General features: G+C 42.6%; 20 protein-coding genes. 4 read left to right on the top strand and 16 right to left on the bottom strand.

The features are described from left to right. Positions 1-2 precede the first annotated feature (2 nt). The 5 genes from AAA942_RS01075 to AAA942_RS01055 form a co-directional block, all read right to left on the bottom strand. Positions 3-1,703 carry a peptidase domain-containing ABC transporter gene (locus AAA942_RS01075; RefSeq protein WP_338218371.1) on the bottom strand — a complete coding sequence of 567 codons (1,701 nt, stop codon included), beginning with the start codon at positions 1,701-1,703 and terminating at the stop codon, positions 3-5. Then, positions 1,696-2,373 carry a TetR/AcrR family transcriptional regulator gene (locus tag AAA942_RS01070; protein WP_338218370.1) on the bottom strand — a complete coding sequence of 226 codons (678 nt, stop codon included), beginning with the start codon at positions 2,371-2,373 and terminating at the stop codon, positions 1,696-1,698. Before AAA942_RS01070 ends, AAA942_RS01075 begins: the two co-directional genes overlap by 8 nt. Positions 2,374-2,479: 106 nt before the next feature. Continuing rightward, positions 2,480-2,839, bottom strand: a complete 360-nt coding sequence (locus tag AAA942_RS01065) for a DUF2237 family protein (RefSeq protein WP_338218369.1) — start codon at positions 2,837-2,839, stop codon at positions 2,480-2,482. Then, the gene (locus tag AAA942_RS01060; protein WP_338218368.1) at positions 2,832-3,239 is read right to left on the bottom strand and encodes a DoxX family protein; all 408 of its coding nucleotides are present in this window, start codon (positions 3,237-3,239) and stop codon (positions 2,832-2,834) included. Before AAA942_RS01060 ends, AAA942_RS01065 begins: the two co-directional genes overlap by 8 nt. 69 nt (positions 3,240-3,308) lie before the next feature. Further along, the gene (locus AAA942_RS01055; RefSeq protein WP_338218367.1) at positions 3,309-3,680 is read right to left on the bottom strand and encodes a DUF983 domain-containing protein; all 372 of its coding nucleotides are present in this window, start codon (positions 3,678-3,680) and stop codon (positions 3,309-3,311) included. 123 nt (positions 3,681-3,803) lie between these two features. Between AAA942_RS01055 and AAA942_RS01050 the strand changes: the two genes are divergently transcribed. Next, positions 3,804-4,205: a hypothetical protein gene (locus tag AAA942_RS01050; protein WP_338218366.1), complete on the top strand. Its 402-nt coding sequence runs from the start codon at positions 3,804-3,806 to the stop codon at positions 4,203-4,205. A gap of 44 nt (positions 4,206-4,249) precedes the next feature. Further along, positions 4,250-5,134 (top strand): HAEPLYID family protein, encoded by an 885-nt coding sequence (locus AAA942_RS01045; RefSeq protein WP_338218365.1) that lies wholly within the window; start codon positions 4,250-4,252, stop codon positions 5,132-5,134. Positions 5,135-5,205: 71 nt separating this feature from the next. On the opposite strand, the gene AAA942_RS01040 is transcribed toward AAA942_RS01045, so the two are convergent. Together AAA942_RS01040 and AAA942_RS01035 are read right to left on the bottom strand one after the other, a co-directional pair. Next, complete coding sequence (locus AAA942_RS01040; protein WP_338218364.1) at positions 5,206-5,409, bottom strand: hypothetical protein; 204 nt, start codon at positions 5,407-5,409, stop codon at positions 5,206-5,208. Further along, entirely contained in the window at positions 5,409-5,927 is a 519-nt protein-coding gene (locus AAA942_RS01035; protein ID WP_338218363.1) for a DUF4920 domain-containing protein, read from the bottom strand. The genes AAA942_RS01040 and AAA942_RS01035 overlap by 1 nt, the downstream gene beginning before the upstream one ends. A gap of 314 nt (positions 5,928-6,241) precedes the next feature. On the opposite strand from AAA942_RS01035, the gene serA reads away from it, so the two are divergent. Continuing rightward, positions 6,242-8,134, top strand: a complete 1,893-nt coding sequence (gene serA / locus AAA942_RS01030) for a phosphoglycerate dehydrogenase (protein ID WP_338218362.1) — start codon at positions 6,242-6,244, stop codon at positions 8,132-8,134. A gap of 53 nt (positions 8,135-8,187) precedes the next feature. Here serA and rfbB read toward each other — a convergent pair whose 3' ends face one another. The 6 genes from rfbB to AAA942_RS01000 form a co-directional block, all read right to left on the bottom strand. After that, the gene (gene rfbB, locus AAA942_RS01025) at positions 8,188-9,240 is read right to left on the bottom strand and encodes a dTDP-glucose 4,6-dehydratase (RefSeq protein WP_338218361.1); all 1,053 of its coding nucleotides are present in this window, start codon (positions 9,238-9,240) and stop codon (positions 8,188-8,190) included. A 3-nt stretch (positions 9,241-9,243) separates the two neighbouring features. Beyond that, complete coding sequence (locus AAA942_RS01020; RefSeq protein ID WP_338218360.1) at positions 9,244-10,296, bottom strand: NAD-dependent epimerase; 1,053 nt, start codon at positions 10,294-10,296, stop codon at positions 9,244-9,246. A 51-nt stretch (positions 10,297-10,347) separates the two neighbouring features. Then, on the bottom strand, positions 10,348-11,502 hold the full coding sequence (locus tag AAA942_RS01015; RefSeq protein WP_338218359.1) for a glycosyltransferase family 4 protein: 1,155 nt from the start codon (positions 11,500-11,502) through the stop codon (positions 10,348-10,350). Positions 11,503-11,652: 150 nt separating this feature from the next. Next, a complete protein-coding gene (locus AAA942_RS01010; RefSeq protein ID WP_338218358.1) occupies positions 11,653-11,853 on the bottom strand; it encodes a helix-turn-helix transcriptional regulator in 201 nt (66 codons plus the stop codon). Continuing rightward, a complete protein-coding gene (locus AAA942_RS01005) occupies positions 11,850-12,305 on the bottom strand; it encodes a hypothetical protein (RefSeq protein ID WP_338218357.1) in 456 nt (151 codons plus the stop codon). The genes AAA942_RS01010 and AAA942_RS01005 overlap by 4 nt, the downstream gene beginning before the upstream one ends. Before the next feature lie 11 nt (positions 12,306-12,316). Then, positions 12,317-12,739 carry a hypothetical protein gene (locus AAA942_RS01000; protein ID WP_338218356.1) on the bottom strand — a complete coding sequence of 141 codons (423 nt, stop codon included), beginning with the start codon at positions 12,737-12,739 and terminating at the stop codon, positions 12,317-12,319. 173 nt (positions 12,740-12,912) lie between these two features. Between AAA942_RS01000 and proC the strand changes: the two genes are divergently transcribed. Further along, a complete protein-coding gene (gene proC, locus AAA942_RS00995; protein WP_338218355.1) occupies positions 12,913-13,713 on the top strand; it encodes a pyrroline-5-carboxylate reductase in 801 nt (266 codons plus the stop codon). Between the two features lie 811 nt (positions 13,714-14,524). On the opposite strand, the gene AAA942_RS00990 is transcribed toward proC, so the two are convergent. From AAA942_RS00990 to alaS, 3 genes are read right to left on the bottom strand one after another with little or no spacing between them, the layout of a single operon-like run. Next, a complete protein-coding gene (locus AAA942_RS00990) occupies positions 14,525-15,637 on the bottom strand; it encodes a redoxin domain-containing protein (RefSeq protein WP_445083316.1) in 1,113 nt (370 codons plus the stop codon). A gap of 4 nt (positions 15,638-15,641) precedes the next feature. Further along, positions 15,642-17,102, bottom strand: coding sequence for an Asp-tRNA(Asn)/Glu-tRNA(Gln) amidotransferase subunit GatB (gene gatB, locus AAA942_RS00985; RefSeq protein WP_338218354.1), 1,461 nt, complete (start codon positions 17,100-17,102; stop codon positions 15,642-15,644). 18 nt (positions 17,103-17,120) lie between these two features. Beyond that, positions 17,121-19,745, bottom strand: a complete 2,625-nt coding sequence (gene alaS / locus AAA942_RS00980; RefSeq protein WP_338218353.1) for an alanine--tRNA ligase — start codon at positions 19,743-19,745, stop codon at positions 17,121-17,123. Positions 19,746-20,177: the final 432 nt, after the last annotated feature.

Raw genomic sequence — 20,177 nt, 5'->3', positions numbered from 1 at the left:
CTTTAGAGTTTAAGATTTTTATATCCTTCGTATGGACCTTGGTAAAGAACCTTACCCTCATCCATCAAGATTACTACATCGGCTCTTCGAATGATTTCGTCATTTTCTGAAATCACTACTAGGGTCCATGTTCCGGAAAGCAGGTAATCAATAATTCTCTGGGAAGTCTCGGTATTGAGATAATGAAAGGACTCCTCAATCAATATAGCTTTAGGAGAACCAACCAAGCCTCGGGCCACTAGGATTTTTTGGGCTTGGGCTTTGGAAAGTCCTTTTCCTTCCGGCTGAAGCATCGTCTCCAAGCCATCAGGAAGCTGATAGATGTAGTCCTTCAATCCTACCAATTCTATCAGGTGATCTAGGTGATTTTTGTCGAAGTCTCTGCCCAAAAGGATATTTTCAGATATGGTCCCATGGAAGATCTGTTGGATCTCCTGGAAGTCTCCAACCATCCCCCGGTATTTTTCCAAATTGATGAATTCCAAAGAAAGATCATTGACCAAGACCTTTCCCTCATAATCTTCATAAATACCGGACATCAGAGCCAAAACGGCCGTTTTTCCGCTTCCACTTTTGCCGGTAATTACGACTTTTTTTCCCGGATCGATGGTCAGACTAACCCCTTTTAACAAAGGTTCATAAGAATCCTGAGGCTGAAATACCACCTGATCCAAAGCCAACTTGAGCGCTCCTTCTTTGGTAGGCTGAACTACTTTTTCATTGGGAGAGCTATGTTCCAACTCCAAGTCCATCACGTGTCCAAGCTTTTCGACCGAAACCAAGGTATCGTATACAGTCTCAAGAGAAAGTATAAGCTTTTCCACAGAATTGATTACCAAAACGATAATTACTTCAGCTGCAACAAACTGCCCAATGGAAATCTGCTCATTGATCAAGAGAAGGGACCCTGCCAAGAGTAAACTTGTCACAATCAACACCTTAAAGGCAATCATGACCTTGTACTGAAAGATCAAAACAGAAAAGTGCTTCGATCTAAACTCCACATACCGCTGAAGCAACTTGTCTGCACGCAACAATGGAAGACGGGTATGCCCAGCTTGCTTGAAGGCATTCATGGTTCGGCCCACTTCTTCCAGCCAAAATGCGGTTTTGTATTTGTAGCTGGATTCTTTCAATGCGGTTTCCATTCCTTGAGGTCCAGTGATATAAAAAATCAGGGTCAAAATCCCGATCAAAACCAATCCAAAAAGAATAAAGGTCGGGTGGTAAACTGACAAAAGCAGTAAGCCGAAAAACACCTGAAGCAAAGCAGCAGAAAAGTCAATCAAGATTTTGGAAAGTCCTTTTTGAAGATTCACCGTATCAAAAAACCGGTTGACTATCTCAGGGCCATACTCTCCATGCAGAATTTCCGTCTTGACTCTAGGTAGTCTATATGCAATGGAAAGCCCGGATTTGGAAAAAATCCTCTGCTGCAATTTCTCCATAATCTGGAGCTGAGAAATCTGAAGGAAACCACCAAAGACTATCCCAAGAGCAACGATCACCACCAAAATCACCCAAGAAGTAGAAATCCGGCCACCCAAAATGAAATTGAGGATGGCTTGAATCCCTAAGGGAAGGGAAAGAGTGATGATTCCGTTGAGAATAGCATAGAAATAGATGGCATAAACGGGTTTTTTCTCCTCTCGGAGTAGGCTGAAAAACCTTTTGGTTGGGGTCAAACCTGATGTGCTATGCATTGGAAATGGTTTTTACAACGAGTTCTTTAAAGAAGTTCAAGCGCTCTCCACCATCTGGCTTTGCCTCTGTCATTCCAGGCAAATGGCGGGAATTAAAATTTTGTAAAAGGGAGGACTCCATAACGGTGGATACGAGAGTTTTGGGAAATTGATATGTGGGATTGATTTCTTGAATAATTGCCGAGATTCTTTCCCCAAACTTGTACACCTGCGCAAAAATCCCGGATTCATGTTCATTGTCCACGGCTTTAGTAAGGTAACCTTTCAGTGATTCATTGACAACCAAAAGATGAAGTTGCTTAGGGTCCAAAAAGTCATTTTCACGATAGAGCGGTCCATCCACCATCAATCGAATCGCTACGCCCAATCTCTCTTCGGGATCAATCAGATTGGCTGTCGCAAAAACCAAATTATGCTCCATCCAAGCCCAGTACCATGCATTCAGATACAGCAAAAGCATGTGCTTGTTTTCAAAATATCGGTAAATGGCTGCTTCTGTACTTCCGATTTTGGATGCTAATTTCTTGAAGGTGAAATTTTCCATTCCCAACTCCTGAATCAGTTGAGTAGCTTCTCTCACAATCAATACTCCCAGTTCAGAACTGAATGGATCTTTTAGATAAAGGTTGGAATTTACATTCACCCGAATCTTTTTTAGAATTGACTCCATAACTTCCTAAATTCCACGAACAAGGACTAAACGGAGACTACAAGCAAAAAGTTTGTAATTCTTTCAGAAATGTTAGTAATACTAACAATAAGAAAAAATTATCACCTTATTTAAAGGCAAAACTTACTAAAACATGCATTGGAATGATCTCAAGGGTCTTTTCGTGAGTAGCCTCTAAGACTACTGCAGGAGCCTTACCTGCCCGGTATGCTTCCAGCCATCGGAGAGCGCAAAGGCACCATCGGTCCCCTGGCTTTAATCCGGGAAAAAGATATTCCGGTCTGGGAGTGATTAAATCGTTGCCTCTAGATAGCGTATAATTCAAAAACTCCTGAGTAATGACTGCACAAACCGTATGTGTACCCAAGTCCTGAGGCCCCGTTTTGCAAGATCCGTCTCTGTAAAACCCAGTCATGGGATTTGTACAGCAAACCTCCAATTCTTCTCCAAAAACATTCTTAGCCATAGATTTTGGGATTCTTTGCAATCCAATACCCCCAAAAAATCAGGATGGGGTGAATTATCACGAGTCTCACCCAACCTATCCACTCCTCTACACAAAGTCCACCTTCTATACATGACCCGATTTGAATAAAATATACATGTGAAGGAATAAATGCCAAAAGCATAACCACCACACCCCAGGCAGCCCTGCTGCGGGTTGGATAGTATAAAACTCCCATCCCAAGCAGTACCTCGGCTATTCCCGAAAGGATGTTGATCAATTCCGGATAAGAAAAAAAAGGAGGAATCAGAGGAAGGTAAAATTCAGGAGTCAGAAAGTGATTGATTCCCGCAGCAAGGTAAAAGTACCCCATCGCATGAATCGCCACTTTTTTCAATAGAGTTGATGTAGATTTTTTCATCAGAAAGGAATTATCCTCTTCCAACATGCAAAAAAATCATTGAATCAAAAAGCTCCTCAGCTCAATTCATTATTCTCCCCGGTATTTGAGTTTTCCTGCAGCATATTGATATAATGTTTTGGAATACCTAAGCATGGCAGGAAGCAAGACAATATTTAATACGACCACGGTGGTAAGGTACATCCATAGTTCCGGTTTTTCCACCAAAACATTCATAGCCACAAGAGAAGTAATCACCAAGGCCACAGAAAAGGCGTAACTGATATACATCGCTCCGTCATAAAAACCAGGTTCCGGAATCAGCCGAGCTCCACATACTTCGCAGGTCATATTTACTTCAGTGAGTTTGCGATAGCTAAAAGGAGAGACAGGGAATAGCTTGCCCTCTCTGCATCTGGGACAGGTACAATGGGCAATAGCGGAAGAAAGGGATCTGGACATAAGGAATTCAATTCTGACCAAAAGTAAACTCACCTAGGGATTAAAAAGGTGACAAAGGTTACCTTTTTGCTAATAAATATTAAAAAGTTGGACAGGATGATTTGCCTTTCCTAGTTTTGAATCATGAAATCCAAAGCCTCTTATGCTTTCCTTTCCCAAATTAAGGGACATCTCCTATGCAGGATTTGGTTTGGATTGGTTTTGGTCAACTTCATCAATCTATCTGTCAATTTTCAGGAGTCTTCGATTATCCAAAGCGAAACTCTGGAGTTAGAAGACCCAATCGATACTCTAGGAGAACTGGTCTATGAATGGGCTTTGGAGGGAGACTGCGATGTGATTCCTGACAACGGAACAGAACAAGAAGACAAATCGACAAAAAAGGCAAAAGACTGGTTTTCTGCCAAAGAGTTTGAATTCTTGAATTTCTTTTCGTCCATAGAGAAAAAGAAATTTTTCAATAGCCAGGAAGACTTGGTGGATTCACCTATGGCCTCCCCTTTTTCACCTCCAGATCTGAGTTGATTCTTTCTTTTTTATAATCAACTCACTATTATCCAACACTTACCATGAAAAAATTCTTGTTTATGGTCCTTTTTGGACTGTATTCACCTATGGTCTTTTCACAGGAAGAGACCGATACGCTCAGGCTGTCACGAGAAATTAAAGACAGTCTGTTCATAGAAGAAGTAGAAAAACACTTTTCCGATAAAAAGCCCAAAATCCTCCATGCCGAACCCCTATTTATTGATTTGATTCGGGATTTGGGTGCCAGAAAAGGCGAAAAAGAATGGAACGTCGGAATGGGCATGCAGGATATGCGCCGTTATGATGAATTTGAAGCCTTGATCGAATACGAATGGGCTCCAATTGATCGCTTAGGTTTGGAGGTGGAACTACCCTTGAGCCTGTACTCTTTTCGAAACGGAAATCGGGAGGGTGCCATTCCCGCCAATCGATTGGAATCCTTAAAACTTGCTACTCAGTATACCTTTTTGGTCTCTGAAAAAAGAAACATATCCCTAGCCTTAGGATACATCCATGAATTCGAATTGGTAGACCTCAACAAACTCGGAAAAGGACAAACTTTCAAAGGGAATATCTACAATCCCTTTTTTGTGGCTGCCAAACGGTGGAACACCAATTATCATACGCTGATTTACACCGGCCCGGTGATTGAAAAGGAGTTTGATAAAAAAGCAAACTTTGGGTATCAGATCAACTGGAACTTCCACTACATGGTCACTGGCACAAGAAACTTCATCGGGATGGAGATCAATCAGGAACTGGCTGGAGATAAAATCTGGACCACGCTCCGTCCTCAGATGAGGCTGGGTTTGGCAGAAAACTTAATGGTCGGAATTGTTTCTGCAATTCCGGTGGGTCAACCGGACGCAGGTTTGGGCTCTTTTGTGCGGATCATCTACGAACCCGGGTTTAGAGCGATTCACTAATTAAAAAAATGGGCAGATTCGATTGAATGCTGCCCATTTTTTCTAGTTCCAATTCAAGAAATCCTCCAGATTTATCTTAATTCCTCGAGATCGTAGTCTTTGCCTCTTCCCCACCGGAGCAGTTCCTCAAGAGTATAATATTCCAAGGTATCCAAATCTTTAACTTTGAAATTTTCTCCGGAAATCCTCGACACGACCTCCAACTTCCGCCTTTCTCCCTGATTGACAAGAAGATATATTCTTCCTACCCGGAGGTTATCCAGAGCTATCGGCATTAGGCTTTTGCTTTGATCACTACTCCGGTAGCTTCGAAAGTAATTTCTCTCTTTGGCTCCGTGATCGCCTCTACCTCCTCCTTGGTTTTCCCCTGATCTTCTGCAAAATGACGAAGAGTTTCTACGTCGGTTTCAGTAAGTATAGCTTTTCCTTCCATGACGATCGGAAAACCCTGAGAATTGGTGGGGATAAAAAATCCATAATCCTTGAAAGTAACTCTCATGGACTCTCCATTGGGCAAATCCATGGAAAACCAACAGCCCTTTTTGGTACACACTTCTTTGATCTCACCGGAAATTTTCCCTTCAAAAGTTCCATTAGCCTCCACCTGAGATACCATCTCAGTTGCTAATGTGATTTCTTGGGATTCAAAAATGTCCCCATAATTGCCAGGAACTACCTCAGCTTCTCCGACCACCTCATAGGTAGTGGTTTCGGCAGCTGTGTCTGTCGCTTTTTGGCAGGAAAAGGTCAAAGAAGACAAGACTGCTACGGAAAGAATGAACGTTTTTTTCATAGCTAAATAGATTATTTTAATGATCGAGCGTCCCTGCTCGAAAGGGAAAGAAGTATAATTGACCAAACTCGTTTTTATCTAAATTGGCTCTAAAATGAGTTGATCTTATTTTTCCCAAAAATAAGGCAAAAGTGGTCTGGGAAAAAAACTGCCGATGGAAAAGTCTTGAAAACGATTGAAACAGCAGTAAACCGCGATTTTTTTAACAAATTTTAATTACAGAAAATCTTTTTAAACAAAAGTGACAATAATCCCATGCAATTTTTGACAATCCTTTAATTTTACCTCATCAATTCAGCGAATTCCCTGCACTTATGCCTCAAACCAAAAAGTTCATCATCGATTTTGACAGTACCTTTACCCGGGTGGAAGCCTTGGATATTCTTGGAGAAATCTCTCTTGAGGGTGATCCACAAAAACCACAAAAACTTCAGGCAATCAAAGACATTACCGATAGAGGAATGGAAGGGACGGTAACCTTTCGGGAAAGTCTGGAGCAGCGGCTAGATATCTTAAAAGCCAATAAGTCTCAAATTGACTTATTAATCAAGGCACTGAAGAAGAAGGTTTCCAAATCTTTTGAGCGGAACAAAGAATGGCTGAAAGAAAATGCTGAAGATGTTTTTATCATATCGAATGGGTTCAAAGACTTTATCATCCCCATTGTCACCGAATTTGGTATCAAAAAAGAGAATGTTTTTGCCAATGATTTTGTCTATGATGACCAAGGAAATATTGTAGACTTCAACCGAAACAATCCACTTTCTCAAAACAACGGTAAAGCTGAGACAATTCGGAATGTGAATCTGGAAGGTGATATCTATGTCATCGGTGACGGCTACACTGACTATGAGATTAAAGCTTCAGGTCTGGCCAATAAGTTTTATGCCTTCACTGAAAACGTCCACCGGCCCAAAGTCACCAGCCAGGCGGATCATATTGCCCCCAGTTTTGACGAAATTCTATACATCAACAAATTGAACACGAAATTTTCTTACCCAAAAAGCCGAATCAAAGTACTTCTCTTGGAGAATGTACACCCTATCGCCGTGGATTTGCTCAAAGAAGAAGGCTACCAAGTCGAAGTGGCCGCGGGAGCGATGAGCGAAGATGAGCTCTGCGAAAAGATCAAAAATGTCTCCATTTTGGGGATTCGCTCCAAAACCAATGTGACAAAGAAGGTCTTGAACAATGCTAATCGACTCTTGGCAGTTGGAGCTTTCTGTATCGGCACCAATCAGATTGACCTTGAGGAGTGCCAAAGAAAAGGTGTGGCCGTATTTAATGCTCCTTTTTCCAATACCCGATCTGTAGTGGAAATGGCAATTGCTGAGATTATTTTCCTCATGCGAAGATTCCACGACAAATCCATTGGCATGCACCAAGGTAAATGGGACAAATCCGCTTCCGGCTCTTTCGAAATTCGTGGCAAAAAGCTGGGAATCGTGGGCTACGGCAATATCGGAGCTCAGCTGTCTGTACTTGCCGAAAACATGGGGATGAATGTATTCTACTACGACGTGGTAGAAAAGCTGGCCCTTGGCAATGCTACCAAAATGAACTCTTTGGATGAGCTGTTGGAAACCTGCGACATGATTTCTCTTCATGTAGACGGCAGGAAGGAAAACAAGTGCCTGATCGATGCTGAAAAGATCAAAAAAATGAAGCCCGGTGCGATTCTGGTCAATCTGAGCCGAGGCCATGTAGTGGACATTCCGGCACTTCGGAATGCGATTCTTTCCGGACACTTGGCTGGATGTGCAGTGGATGTCTTCCCCGAAGAACCCAAAAACAATAAAGAGCCCTTCGAGTCAGAATTGATCGGATTACCAAATACGATCCTTACTCCCCATATCGGAGGTTCTACGCTTGAGGCGCAGGAAAATATCGCACGATTTGTCCCCGGCAAAATCATGGAGTATATCAATACCGGTAACACGTTCAACTCAGTCAATTTCCCAAATATTCAGTTGCCATTCCTGAAAAATGCTCACCGATTGATCCATTTGCATCACAATGAACCCGGAGTTTTGGCAAAAATCAACCAAGTGTTGGCAAACTACAACATCAACATCGTAGGGCAGTATCTCAAAACCAATGAAAAAATTGGTTACGTGATCACAGATATTGACAAAGCCTACGAGGAAGATGCGATTGATGCGCTGAAAAATATCCCGGGAACGATCCGGTTTAGGACATTGTATTAAAAAACGCTTTGATACAAAAATCCCCGGATAATCTCCGGGGAATTTTGTTTTTATCAGTTTTCGTAGTGCTCTTTGTAATAGTCCTGATAAGCACCGGAAGTCACATGGTCTAACCAATCCTGATTGGCGAGGTACCAATCGATCGTGATATCGATTCCTTCGTCAAATTGTAGACTTGGTTCCCATCCCAGTTCTTTTTGAATTTTGCTGGCATCGATGGCGTAACGAAGGTCATGACCTGCACGATCCTGGACGAAGGTGATCAGCTTTTCTGAAGTTCCAGGTTCACGACCCAGTTTTTCATCCATTTTTTTGCAAAGCAGACGGACGATATCGATATTTTTCCATTCATTGAAGCCGCCTATGTTGTAGGTTTCACCCGGTTGCCCTTTGTGAAAAACAGTATCTATCGCCCGCGCATGATCTTTTACAAACAACCAATCACGAACATTCTCTCCTTTTCCGTAGACCGGAAGCGGCTTCATATTCTTGATATTATTGATACACAGCGGGATCAATTTCTCCGGAAAATGGTTAGGGCCGTAGTTGTTTGAGCAGTTGGACACCACGGTTTTCATTTTGTACGTATTGGCGTAGGCCCTCACAAAATGATCAGAAGCTGCTTTGGAGGCAGAATAAGGCGATTGGGGATCGTAGGGAGTAGTCTCCAAGAAGAATCCTCCATCATACAGGGAGCCATATACTTCGTCGGTAGATACATGGTAGAATAAGTGCTGATCCAACTCGCCCGCCCATGCTTTTTTAGCGGAATTTAGAAGGTTTACGGTCCCAAAAACATTGGTTTTTACAAAGGCCAAAGGATCAGAAATCGAGCGATCTACGTGGGATTCTGCTGCAAGGTGAATCACGTCGGTGATTCGATGTTTTGAAAAAACCCCATCCAAAGCATCCGCATCTTGAATGTCTACTTTTTCAAAGTGGTAATTGGAAGCATCCTCCACTTCTCTTAGGTTTTCCAGATTACCTGCATAAGTCAACACATCCAGGTTGACAATCCTGTAATCAGGATATTTTTCAACAAAAAGTTTTATCACATGACTACCGATAAATCCGGCACCGCCTGTGATTAAAATTCGCTTAGACATAGGTTATTTTTTATAGTAATCCATATACCAATCTGTAAAGGCCTTAACTCCCTGATCTATTGGAGTAGAAGGTTTGTATCCTGTATCTCGAACCAGATCCTCCACATCTGCATGGGATGCAGGCACATCTCCCGGCTGCAAAGGCAATAGTTCCATTTTGGCTTCTTTCCCTAAGCCTTTTTCCACTGCTTGGATATAGTCCATCAAAAGAACCGGAGAAGAATTGCCGATATTATAAATTTTAAATGGCACTTTGCTGCTTCCGGGGTCAGGATTCTTTGGATCGAAGTCTTTATTGGGTCGAGCAGGGCGATCAGCGACTTTTAAAATCCCTTCCACGATATCGTCAATGTAGGTAAAATCCCTCTTCATCTGCCCGTAATTGAAGACTTGAATAGGTTCTCCTTTTAGAATGGCTTCAGTGAAAAGGAAAAGAGCCATATCCGGTCTTCCCCAAGGACCATAAACGGTGAAAAACCGCAATCCCGTAGTCGGAATTCCAAACAAATGGCTGTAGGTATGAGCCATCAATTCGTTGGACTTTTTGGATGCAGCATAGAGGGAAATCGGGTGATCTACGGAGTCCGAAGTAGAAAAAGGCATTTTTTCATTTGAACCATAGACCGAGCTTGAAGAAGCATAAACCAAATGCTTGACCGGATAAAAACGGCAAGCCTCCAAAATATTAAGGAATCCGGTGATATTGCTATGCACATATACTTCAGGATGAGTAAGAGAATATCTTACCCCAGCCTGAGCAGCTAAATTAATAACCACATCAAATCTCTCCCGCTCAAACAAACCCATAAGAGAATCCTTATCAATCAGGTCCAGTTTCAAAAAACGGTAATTGGGATGCTTGGAGGAGGAAATTAAAACTCCAGTCTCGATATTTTCCTTGGCTATACCATGATGTTCCAGTCGGGAAAATTTAAGATTGATATCGTAGTAATCATTGATGACATCCAAGCCGACTACCTCTTCACCTCTTTCTATCAGCTTCTGGACAACATGAAATCCAATAAATCCGGCAGTGCCGGTCACCAGGTACTTCATACAGAAAAGTATTGTGTTTGATTGAAGGTCAAAGATAAACTATTCTCCCGTTTATGCTTTCTCGATCAGCCTTTGGTATTCATTAAAAATCAGCTCATGCATGCGGTTTCTTTCGAAGTGCTCTTTCACTTCCAAATAAAGTTGATCAGCATATTCTGCCATTTTTTCTCTTTTGACAAAAGCAAACTCCAAGGCCTCTTTCAAAACTGGAGCTTCTTTGACCGGAAAAATAAGTCCAGTCTTCTGCTGTGAAATCAAATCCCGGTTACCGATAATGTCCGAGCAGATCACTGGCACCTGCATCGCTCCAGCTTCCAGTAGCACATTGGGAAAACCCTCCCGGTGTGAAGGATGCACCAATACATCTGCTAAGGCCAAGTAATGCGACACATGGTCTGTCCAGTCGATTTGCACGATTCTCGGATGATCCTGAATCGTCTGAATTGTGGCAGGAGAAAGAGGATTCAACTCTTGCTCAAAGGAACCCAAAAGCACCAATTTGGACCGATTGACGATCTTCGACTCCAAAAATGCATCCACTAATTCTTCAATCCCTTTGTCTCTGACCAGCCTGCCTACTGTGAGAATTATAAAATCCTGATCTCCCGGCAAAATCCTCATCGTAGCGGCTACCAAGTGGTTTTCCTTCAGATTTTCCCTATTGAATTTCTCTAGGTCAATTCCATTGGAAGAGCCTCTTCCGATTAGCCTCAGCTTGCCCGCAGGACATAGGCCAGACTCCACCACAAAATCCAATAGCCCTTTGGAATTAGGCCATACTTCTGTGGCATTTGAATAGGTCCACTTTTCGGCATTTTCCAAAAGCCCTTTCTTGCTTCCTTCAGCTGCCATGGCCGGGATGCCGGCAAGGGTATGAATCCGGATTTTTACTCCGGCGAGGTTGGCTGCAATCATACCCAACAAGCCAGCTTTGGGAGTATGTGTATGCACGATGTCTGGCTTTTCTCTTTTGAAAAGTTTGACTAATTGGGCAATGCATTTGAGGTCTTGGACGGGAGTGATTTTTCTGGAAAAAGGGATCACCTCATGCCTGACGCCTTCATTTTTGATCACTTGGGCAACTTCCCTCCCATCGGCACTGACCATGATTACCTCCCAACCCTTTTCTTTCATAAACTTCATCTGACCGGCAAGGAGAAGCTTGAGAGAAATCGGAACAGTAGTGATTCGGATCAGTTTTGGCATTAAAAAAGCAGATTCTTGGGTCGCAAAGGTAAGATTTTTAACGAGTCAACCTCCCCAAAAATTGACAGTTGCCTCAGAAAATATCCCAAATGCTTTCTTACTTTTTAGTCATATACACCTTTAAAAAGAGTTAGGGGATTATAAAATCGACTAATCCCCCTCCTCCAATTCAAATAAAATTTCTACCGGCACTCCAAAAACCCGGGAAATCTTCAAGGCCAAAACGGTAGAGGGAACATATTTTCCAGCCTCAATTGAATTGATGGTCTGTCTGGAGACCTGAACCTTCTCTGCCAAATCCTGTTGGGTCAGATTCTGCCTGGCACGCTCTATTTTTAGGGTATTCTTCATGAGGCCAAGTCCAAGTTTTTTCGCTCTTTCATCAATACCCAATGGAAACGAACCAAGAAAAGTACCGGAATGGTGAACATGTTGAAAAATATAAATGACAAATAATCCAGCCCGAAGAAAATCAGGGTGCCCAACACATTGATCAGGAAATAGCCATAACAGGCAATCAATAGACTGTCGAGCCTGATTTTTTGGATAAACTCATCTTCCTCCTTTTCTCTGGAAAAAGAAACCAGAAACAAGGAAACCAAGACGCCAAGAATAGCCAATTCATTGGTAAGGTTTTTATCCTCAAAATTAAAGGCAGTAGACAAGGACTGAGTGCCTACATCCAGCCAATCAAAGGTAAATTCGTGAAATGCCGCCATATAAGTCAAGACTGCAAATGGCCCTAGCAGAATCCATCCAATGAGCTTAAATCTGGAGGGTAATAAGATTTTGGAAAGTTTCATGACACTTGTTTTTAATCCTCTTTTTTATTGGCCTGATGCTTCTGAAGCTGAAAAGCCGCATAGATGTACAGATTGAGCAAAAACAAAACAAGGTAGGCTGTAAATATCTCTGAGGTGAACCGCTCAAATCTGATATAATTGATCAGCATCAGGGCTGCAAGGCCCCAAAGCAACCAATAGAAACCCGTCTGAAACGCCTGAAGACGGAATGATCGGATCATTTCATCCTCAATCTTTTCTTTGGTCAGATTAAGGATCCCGAAACCAATTGCCCAAAACCCATAAATCAGCTGCGCTGCTTCATTGGGATCCCAATTTGGATTGACAAAAGCCAAACCGATCACCAAAAAGACCGGAAGAGGAAAGAAGACAAAAGCAATTTTCTTCCAAGACTCCGGCAAAAGAGGGACTTTGAATAAGATTTGATTTTCCATAAGTCAAGTATTTTTTACCAAATGTAAAACAAACTTTACTTTATGTCAAACAAAATTTCCATATTTTTTTGAGTGGATTTCAGAAATAAAAAAGAATGCTTTTTCATTTTGGCAAAAAAGAGCCCGATTTGTTTACCTTTATTCAAGCAACAGCTGCTCTAATTAGAAAATCCATGCTAAACAGTCAGAAAATCGCCATCATCGGATGTGGCAACCTGGGTACTTCTATCGCCAATGGTTTATTGATGAAGGAAGATTTTGATCCAAAAAATCTCAGCTTAACCAAGAGAAATTCCAGCTCTTTGGCTGAGTTTGAGGCCCGTGGAGTACATGTACATTCCGACAACAAAGTAGCTGCACAGTATGCTGATGTCATTCTACTTGGAGTCAAACCCTACAATGTAGCCACCATCCTTAGGGAAATCCAACCTGTATTAAGCCCTAAAAAGCAGTTGATCATCTCTTTGGCTACAGGAGTGACCTTGGAAGAAATGTATCAGGTTCTTGATTCTGAAACCGTCACCTTTCGAGCTATGCCCAATATTGCGGCGGATATCCAGGAATCCATTACCTGCATCTGTCAGCAAAAGGCCAATCCGGGACAAATCGGTTTGGTCAAAGAACTTTTTGACTCTATCGGACATACCATTTCCATCGATGAGAGCCTAATGGAAGCTGCTACCGTCCTTGGGGCATGTGGCATTGCTTATGTTTTGAGATTCATGAGGGCTATGATTCAGGGAGGGATACAAATTGGTTTTGATGCAAATACTGCCAGTCAGATCGTAAATCAAACCGTCAAAGGAGCTGCCGAATTGATGATTCAAAAAAATATCCATCCAGAAGCTGCAATAGACAAAGTGACTACTCCCAAGGGCTGTACGATAGTCGGACTTAATGAAATGGAGCATCAAGGCTTTAGCTCGGCGATGGTTAGGGGAGTCATTGCCAGTTATGAAAAAATAGAGAAGTAAAAAGTAAACTCTTAATTGAATAGAGGCTGTCTTAAAAGTGAAGTTTGTCACATTGAGTCTTAAATATTCCATAAACATACAAAAAGGAAATGACTGGTCATTCGCCATTGAGTAGGATCATTGTCACCTTGAGCGGAGTCGAAAGGTCCTCGACTCCACTCGGACTGACTAAATTTGCGACCTTTAAAATCATCCCGTCATTGGTAGCGAAGTCGAAATGTCGTCCGGAAGAATGGAAATGGCTTTCGACTCCTGTCACCCTGAGCAGTTGAGAGACGAGAGTCTCGAGATCGAAGGGTCAGGCTGACAACAAAACGATTTATGAGACAACCACTTTTTTTATGTGTACCGAATTCAATTAGATCTTGGGGAATTCCAATCCTATTTTTTCCTGACATTCTTCCTCAATGATAAACATGTATCCTGCTACATACCAGCCAAACTGTAAAAGCTTTCATCCTTGAAATCAGGAAATCGATTTCTTGACAATTTTTTAACAAGAGGCCTTTTGGGCCCTTGCAATCGATAGAACAGATTCTTTCGTATTTGAATAATGCAATTAAATATTACAAAATTGAAAGAAGAGGAAAAAAGAATAAATATCGAATTGTTTTTAAATTGAATCTTTTTATTAGCTTTGTCTCGGGTGATAAACAACTTTTGCTATTCCTTTTTGAGAGACTCGACTTTTAAAAAGGAGGAATGTTTGGTACTTTTTCCTCCTCCTTTTCTCATAACTTTGAACTTCTGCTCAACAAAAAAGCCTTCTGCGAAAACAGAAGGCTCTTTTTTTGGTAAATGATGGAGATTTTTAGTCAAAAAGCTCAGCTAGCTTATTCTCCAATGAAGGACCTCTAAGGTCTTTGGCGATGATTTTTCCATCCGGATCAATCATATAGGTGGCCGGAATAGCTTGAATCTGATAAGTCTCAGCAGCTGCAGAATTGAAGTATTTCAAATCGGAAACTTGAGTCCAAGTGAGCTGATCATCTGCAATTGCTTTTACCCAGTCTTCTTTGGTTCTATCCAGAGAAACTCCAAAAACTTCAAATCCTTTATCCTTGTACTGATTGTACAGCCTTACTACGTTGGGATTTTCCTGACGGCAAGGCTTACACCAAGCAGCCCAAAAATCAATCAAAACATACTTTCCTCTGAGGTCAGAAAGCCTAACTAGCTTTCCATCAGGATTTGGAAGCTCAATCTCCGGCGCCGGCTGACCAACAGACAAGGCTCTCAATTCATCCAGTTGCTGCTTCATCTGCATGATGGAAGAAGTGCCGGGATACAGATCATTTAACTTGGAGATAAGTTCGTCAATAAAAGGAAAATCATTCTTAGGATTGAGCAATCCGATAGCTGCCAATGGGGCAAAAGAGTCTCCCATGCTGCTGATCATCGCCTTCACTTTCTCTGCCTGATCTGATTCCAGTTTCAATGCTTCCGTCTGAATCTGCTTGATCGCCTCGGTATCATTATTTCCCATAGCCTCATAGTACCGCTCGTTAAGCTGGTTTACAGCTAACTGGTATTCTTCCATCAAAGTCTCGATTTTCAGCATTTCCTGAGAATCTTTTGAACCTTCGATCACCAAGCTGGATGGCTCATTGAAGTTGTAGCTGACGGACACATCCTCATCGAGAAGGGCCAGTCTAACCACCCTTTGACCATACAAGTTCAATTCATAGAAAGTAGGGGTAGTGACTTCCAACTCATAGGAAAACTCACCAAGACCATTTACCTCCAAGGTGTCCAATACCTTGGGTCTGCTGTCTGTAAACTGGGAAAGAATGACTATTCCTTCCGGTGCATTTCCGATTTTTCCGGATACCTGAACCTTCCCGTCTTTTGCTGATTCATTTCCTCCACAGGAGAAAAGTGAAAGCGAGGCAATCATCCAGATTCCAATCATCATTTTGTTCATAGCTTTAATTTTCCAATAATTCTGTCAATATGCGGGTAGCCACTTTGGGATCGGCTTTCCCTTGGGATTTTTTCATGACTTGCCCCATAAACATGCCCATCAATCCTTTCTTTCCAGATCGATACTCAGCCACTTTGGCTTGGTTTTCCTTCAGGACACTTTCCACAATTGGCTTGAGAGAATCTTCATCACTTTCCTGAAGAAGATTTAATCGATGAGCCACTTGCTCGGGACTTTCTCCGGGATTTTGGATAAGTTCAGGATAGATTTTTTGGGAAGCAACCGAGAAAGAAATTTTCCCCTCATCTATCAAAGCAATAAGCTCGGCAATGGTTTGGGGTCGAATAGGAAATTCGGCTAAAGAAAGAGAAAGTTCATTCAGCGAGGATTTGATGGGCCCCATGATCCAATTGGAGGCTGATTTATAATTGGTCGTTTTGGAACATAATTCCACAAACCAAATTGCCAAATCTTTTTCTTCGGTCAAGAAGGTTGCATCATACACCGGAAGGCCATACTCATCCATGAATTTGTGGAAAAGCTCCTTGGGCAAGGCAGGCATCTGATGCTGAATAGAAGTCAACCACTCTTCGGAAATAACCACAGGGCTAAGATCCGGCTCAGGAAAATACCGATAGTCATTCAGATCTTCTTTGGTCCGCATGCTCGCTGTTGTGAAGGTATTGGCATCAAAAGTCCGCGTCTCAGATACCACTTCCTCTCCCTTTTCGAGCAATTCGACCTGACGCTCAAACTCATGCTCTATTGCCCGGGCTACGTTTCGGAAGGAGTTCATGTTTTTTACTTCTACCTTCTTCCCATACTCGGTAGCCCCCTTTCTCATCACAGAGACATTGGCATCACAGCGAAGGGAACCTTCCTCCATGTTTCCGTCACAGATTTCCAGGTACTTGACCAGCTTTTTGATTTCAGCAAGAAATGCCGTAGCCTCTTCTGAGCTTCGCAAATCGGGATCAGTGACGATCTCGATCAGGGCTGTACCAGCCCGGTTAAAATCTACCGCAGTGTCCGACTCTCCAGCCAAGTGGAGTGACTTGCCGGCATCCTCCTCGAGATGGACCCGATTGAGATGGATTTCTTTTTCTGTGCCGTCCGCCAAAAGGATCGGAACTATCCCTCCTACACAAATCGGTCCCTTGTCCTGAGTGATTTGATAGCCTTTGGGAAGGTCAGGATAAAAGTAGTTTTTGCGGGAAAAGATATTGGTACGGGTGATCTTCGAATTGCAGGCCAAGCCCATTTTGATTGCGTATTCTACCGCCTTTTTATTGATTTTTGGCAGTGTGCCGGGATGCCCTAAGGTAATGACAGACACTTGGGTATTGGGGTGATTTCCAAACTCGGTAGAGTCCGCTGCAAATATTTTACTTTCAGTTTGCAATTGGGCATGGACTTCCAGCCCGATTACCACCTGATATTTATCTTTTATTTCCTCGCTAGGCATGGTTTATAGGTTCGGTTTTTACAAAAACATGGCCTTGGCTTTGGCCACTGCTTTTTCCAATCCGGACAGGTCTTTTCCTCCTGCTGTAGCAAAGAAAGGCTGTCCTCCTCCTCCGCCTTGGATTTCTCTAGCCAAATCCCGGACAATCTGACCTGCATTCCAGCCCTTGGAAGCAATCAGACTTTCTTCCAAAATCACCGCAAGCTGCGGCTTGTCTTCAATCTTGGCCGCTAACACCACCAAAGCTGGAGAGACTTCATTCTTCAATTCGTACGCCAGTTTTTTCAAGGAATCTGCATTTGGCAATTCAACTTGAGAGATCAGGATCTGAACTCCTTCTTTTTCTACAAACTGCTTTAGCAACTCACTCTTGACTCCGGCCGCTTTTTCCAAATGAAGGGTTTCGATTTCCTTTTTCAGGTCGTTTCTCTCCTGAATCAGGGATTCAATCGCCTTTTTGACATCTCTTGGATTCTTTAGCAATTCCAGAATCTCCTTGACCAAAGCTTCCTGCTCACGCAAATACTCCTCGGCAGCCTTGGATGTGATGGCTTCCACTCTCCTAACTCCGGCAGATATCGAACCTTCGGAAGTAATCTTAAACAGTCCAATCTGTGCAGTAGCAGGAACGTGAGTACCTCCGCAAAGTTCTACAGAGAAGTCCTTATCAAAAGTGATCACACGCACAAAGTCTCCATACTTTTCTCCGAAAAGAGCCGTGGCTCCCATCTTTTTAGCCTCTTCGATTGGCACGTTTCTCTGCTCTACCAGAGGAATATTTTCCCTCACCTTGGCATTGACAATCTCTTCCACACGGGCGATTTCCTCCTCAGACATTTTTCCAAAATGGGAAAAATCAAAGCGAAGGAGGTTTTCATTCACCAAAGATCCACGCTGCTGAATATGATCACCCAAAACTTCTCTCAAAGCCGATTGGAGCAAATGGGTAGCCGTGTGGTTATTCATAGTCAAAGTTCTCTTCTCCCTATCCACTTCTGCTGAGAAGCGCTTCTCAGGGTTGGTTGGCAACTTTTCTACAAAATGAACGATCAGATCATTTTCCTTTTTGGTGTCGATAACCCTGATTTTTTCCGAATCGGAAATCAACCAACCCGTATCTCCTACCTGTCCTCCACTTTCTGCATAAAATGGAGTTCGATCCAATACCAATTGGTATCGGTCACCTTTTTTATCTGTGATAGTTCGGTATTTGATAATCTGGGAATGGGTTTCGGTAAAATCATATCCGATAAACTCCACGCCAGTATCTTCATGCACGAAAACCCAATCCCCGGTCTCTGATTCAGAAGCCGCTCTGGAACGGGTCTTTTGCTTTTCCATTTCTTCTGCAAAGCCTTTTTCATCCACCGAGAACCCATTTTCTCTGGCGATCAGAGAAGTGAGGTCCAAAGGAAATCCATAGGTATCGTAGAGTTCAAAAGCCGTTTTGCCGGGGATTACTTTTTGATTTTTTGCATTTAATTCTGCCTTGATGGATTCGAGCATTTTCAAACCATTATCCAAAGTGCGAAGGAAAGAGGTTTCCTCTTCCTGAATCACCTTGGCAATAAACTCCTGCTGAGCTCTGACCTCAGGGAAAATATCCCCAAAATAGTCTGCGATCAGAGGAGTCAATTCGTACAAAAACGGCTGCTGAAAGCCCAAGAAAGTATATCCATAACGCACAGCTCTTCGAAGAATCCTTCGGATGACATAGCCAGCTTTGTTGTTGGAAGGAATCTGCCCGTCGGCGATAGTAAATGAAATCGCTCGAATATGGTCTACAATGACCCGGAAAGCGATATCATTGGGCTCGTTTTGTCCGTAAGTTTTACCGGACTTTTTCTCCAAAGCCTGAATAAACGGCCCAAATAAATCTGTATCGTAATTGGATGATTTCATCTGAATGGCTCTCACCAAACGTTCAAAGCCCATACCTGTATCCACATGCTTGGCCGGAAGTTCTTTCAGGCTGCCATCTGACAGGCGGTTAAACTGCATGAAAACCAAATTCCAGATTTCAATCACCTGAGGATGGTCATTGTTGACCAGGTCTCTTCCCGCAATCTCCCCGCGCTCAGCATCGGATCTCAAATCCACATGGATCTCTGAACAAGGTCCGCAAGGCCCCGTATCGCCCATTTCCCAGAAATTATCCTTTTTGGAACCCATGATGATTCGGTCCTCAGGAACAATGGATTTCCATAAGTCATAAGCCTCCTGATCCATGGCCAGTTTATCTCCTTCATCTCCCTGGAAAACTGACACATACAATCTGTCCTTTGGAAGTTGGTAGACATCAGTCAGTAGCTCCCATGCCCACTCAATGGCCTCCTTCTTGAAGTAATCTCCAAAGGACCAATTACCAAGCATCTCAAACATGGTGTGGTGGTAGGTATCCACTCCTACTTCCTCGAGGTCGTTGTGCTTGCCACTGACTCTAAGACACTTTTGGGAATTGGCAACTCTTGGATATTTGGCGACTTCGTTCCCCAAAAAAGCGTCTTTGAACTGATTCATCCCCGCGTTGGTAAACATCAGCGTGGGATCGTTTTTGACTACAATGGGTGAGGAAGGAACGTATTGGTGTTGCTTGGATTGGAAAAACTCAATAAACGTACTTCGGATTTTCTTTGCTTCCATGGAAGATATGTCGTGCAGGAAATTTGATTTTCTTCATTTCAGACCAAAAAAGGGCCTTTTTATCGGGTCACAAAATTAGCAGATTTGACGGGCAATCGAGGATTTGCTTGATAATTTATTAAAGTGAAAGTCAATCTTTAAAAAAACAAAATCAATCGCATCTCTTTTATTCTCAGCATTGCGAAGCTGGTTGTTACAGAATATGTCTTTGGCTTTCAATTGAATCTAAAAGCTAACTTGGTGCAGATTTTACTTTTAAATCTTCTTTTTTTCTTTGGGAACTTTGCGGTAGAAAAAGTCTCGAAATCAAATCGTCTGTGCCCATCTCTGAAATCTGTGAGACAAAAAGTATTTGAGTTAACTTTTAAAAAAATCACTTGCCAAACTCCCCGCCTCTGTGGTGAATTTCTCTTTGTGCCCTCCATTTTATCT

The organism is Algoriphagus sp. oki45 (assembly GCF_036245605.1).
Taxonomy (GTDB): Bacteria; Bacteroidota; Bacteroidia; order Cytophagales; family Cyclobacteriaceae; genus Algoriphagus.
This window is presented reverse-complemented; position numbering and strand designations above follow the sequence as displayed.

Coding starts and splice junctions, on each gene's coding strand:
- AAA942_RS01075 (WP_338218371.1), bottom strand. CDS start 1,703: ATGCATAGCACATCAGGTTTGACCCCAACCAAAAGGTTTTTCAGCCTA.
- AAA942_RS01070 (WP_338218370.1), bottom strand. CDS start 2,373: ATGGAGTCAATTCTAAAAAAGATTCGGGTGAATGTAAATTCCAACCTT.
- AAA942_RS01065 (WP_338218369.1), bottom strand. CDS start 2,839: ATGGCTAAGAATGTTTTTGGAGAAGAATTGGAGGTTTGCTGTACAAAT.
- AAA942_RS01060 (WP_338218368.1), bottom strand. CDS start 3,239: ATGAAAAAATCTACATCAACTCTATTGAAAAAAGTGGCGATTCATGCG.
- AAA942_RS01055 (WP_338218367.1), bottom strand. CDS start 3,680: ATGTCCAGATCCCTTTCTTCCGCTATTGCCCATTGTACCTGTCCCAGA.
- AAA942_RS01050 (WP_338218366.1), top strand. CDS start 3,804: ATGAAATCCAAAGCCTCTTATGCTTTCCTTTCCCAAATTAAGGGACAT.
- AAA942_RS01045 (WP_338218365.1), top strand. CDS start 4,250: ATGAAAAAATTCTTGTTTATGGTCCTTTTTGGACTGTATTCACCTATG.
- AAA942_RS01040 (WP_338218364.1), bottom strand. CDS start 5,409: ATGCCGATAGCTCTGGATAACCTCCGGGTAGGAAGAATATATCTTCTT.
- AAA942_RS01035 (WP_338218363.1), bottom strand. CDS start 5,927: ATGAAAAAAACGTTCATTCTTTCCGTAGCAGTCTTGTCTTCTTTGACC.
- serA (WP_338218362.1), top strand. CDS start 6,242: ATGCCTCAAACCAAAAAGTTCATCATCGATTTTGACAGTACCTTTACC.
- rfbB (WP_338218361.1), bottom strand. CDS start 9,240: ATGTCTAAGCGAATTTTAATCACAGGCGGTGCCGGATTTATCGGTAGT.
- AAA942_RS01020 (WP_338218360.1), bottom strand. CDS start 10,296: ATGAAGTACCTGGTGACCGGCACTGCCGGATTTATTGGATTTCATGTT.
- AAA942_RS01015 (WP_338218359.1), bottom strand. CDS start 11,502: ATGCCAAAACTGATCCGAATCACTACTGTTCCGATTTCTCTCAAGCTT.
- AAA942_RS01010 (WP_338218358.1), bottom strand. CDS start 11,853: ATGAAGAATACCCTAAAAATAGAGCGTGCCAGGCAGAATCTGACCCAA.
- AAA942_RS01005 (WP_338218357.1), bottom strand. CDS start 12,305: ATGAAACTTTCCAAAATCTTATTACCCTCCAGATTTAAGCTCATTGGA.
- AAA942_RS01000 (WP_338218356.1), bottom strand. CDS start 12,739: ATGGAAAATCAAATCTTATTCAAAGTCCCTCTTTTGCCGGAGTCTTGG.
- proC (WP_338218355.1), top strand. CDS start 12,913: ATGCTAAACAGTCAGAAAATCGCCATCATCGGATGTGGCAACCTGGGT.
- AAA942_RS00990 (WP_445083316.1), bottom strand. CDS start 15,637: ATGAACAAAATGATGATTGGAATCTGGATGATTGCCTCGCTTTCACTT.
- gatB (WP_338218354.1), bottom strand. CDS start 17,102: ATGCCTAGCGAGGAAATAAAAGATAAATATCAGGTGGTAATCGGGCTG.
- alaS (WP_338218353.1), bottom strand. CDS start 19,745: ATGGAAGCAAAGAAAATCCGAAGTACGTTTATTGAGTTTTTCCAATCC.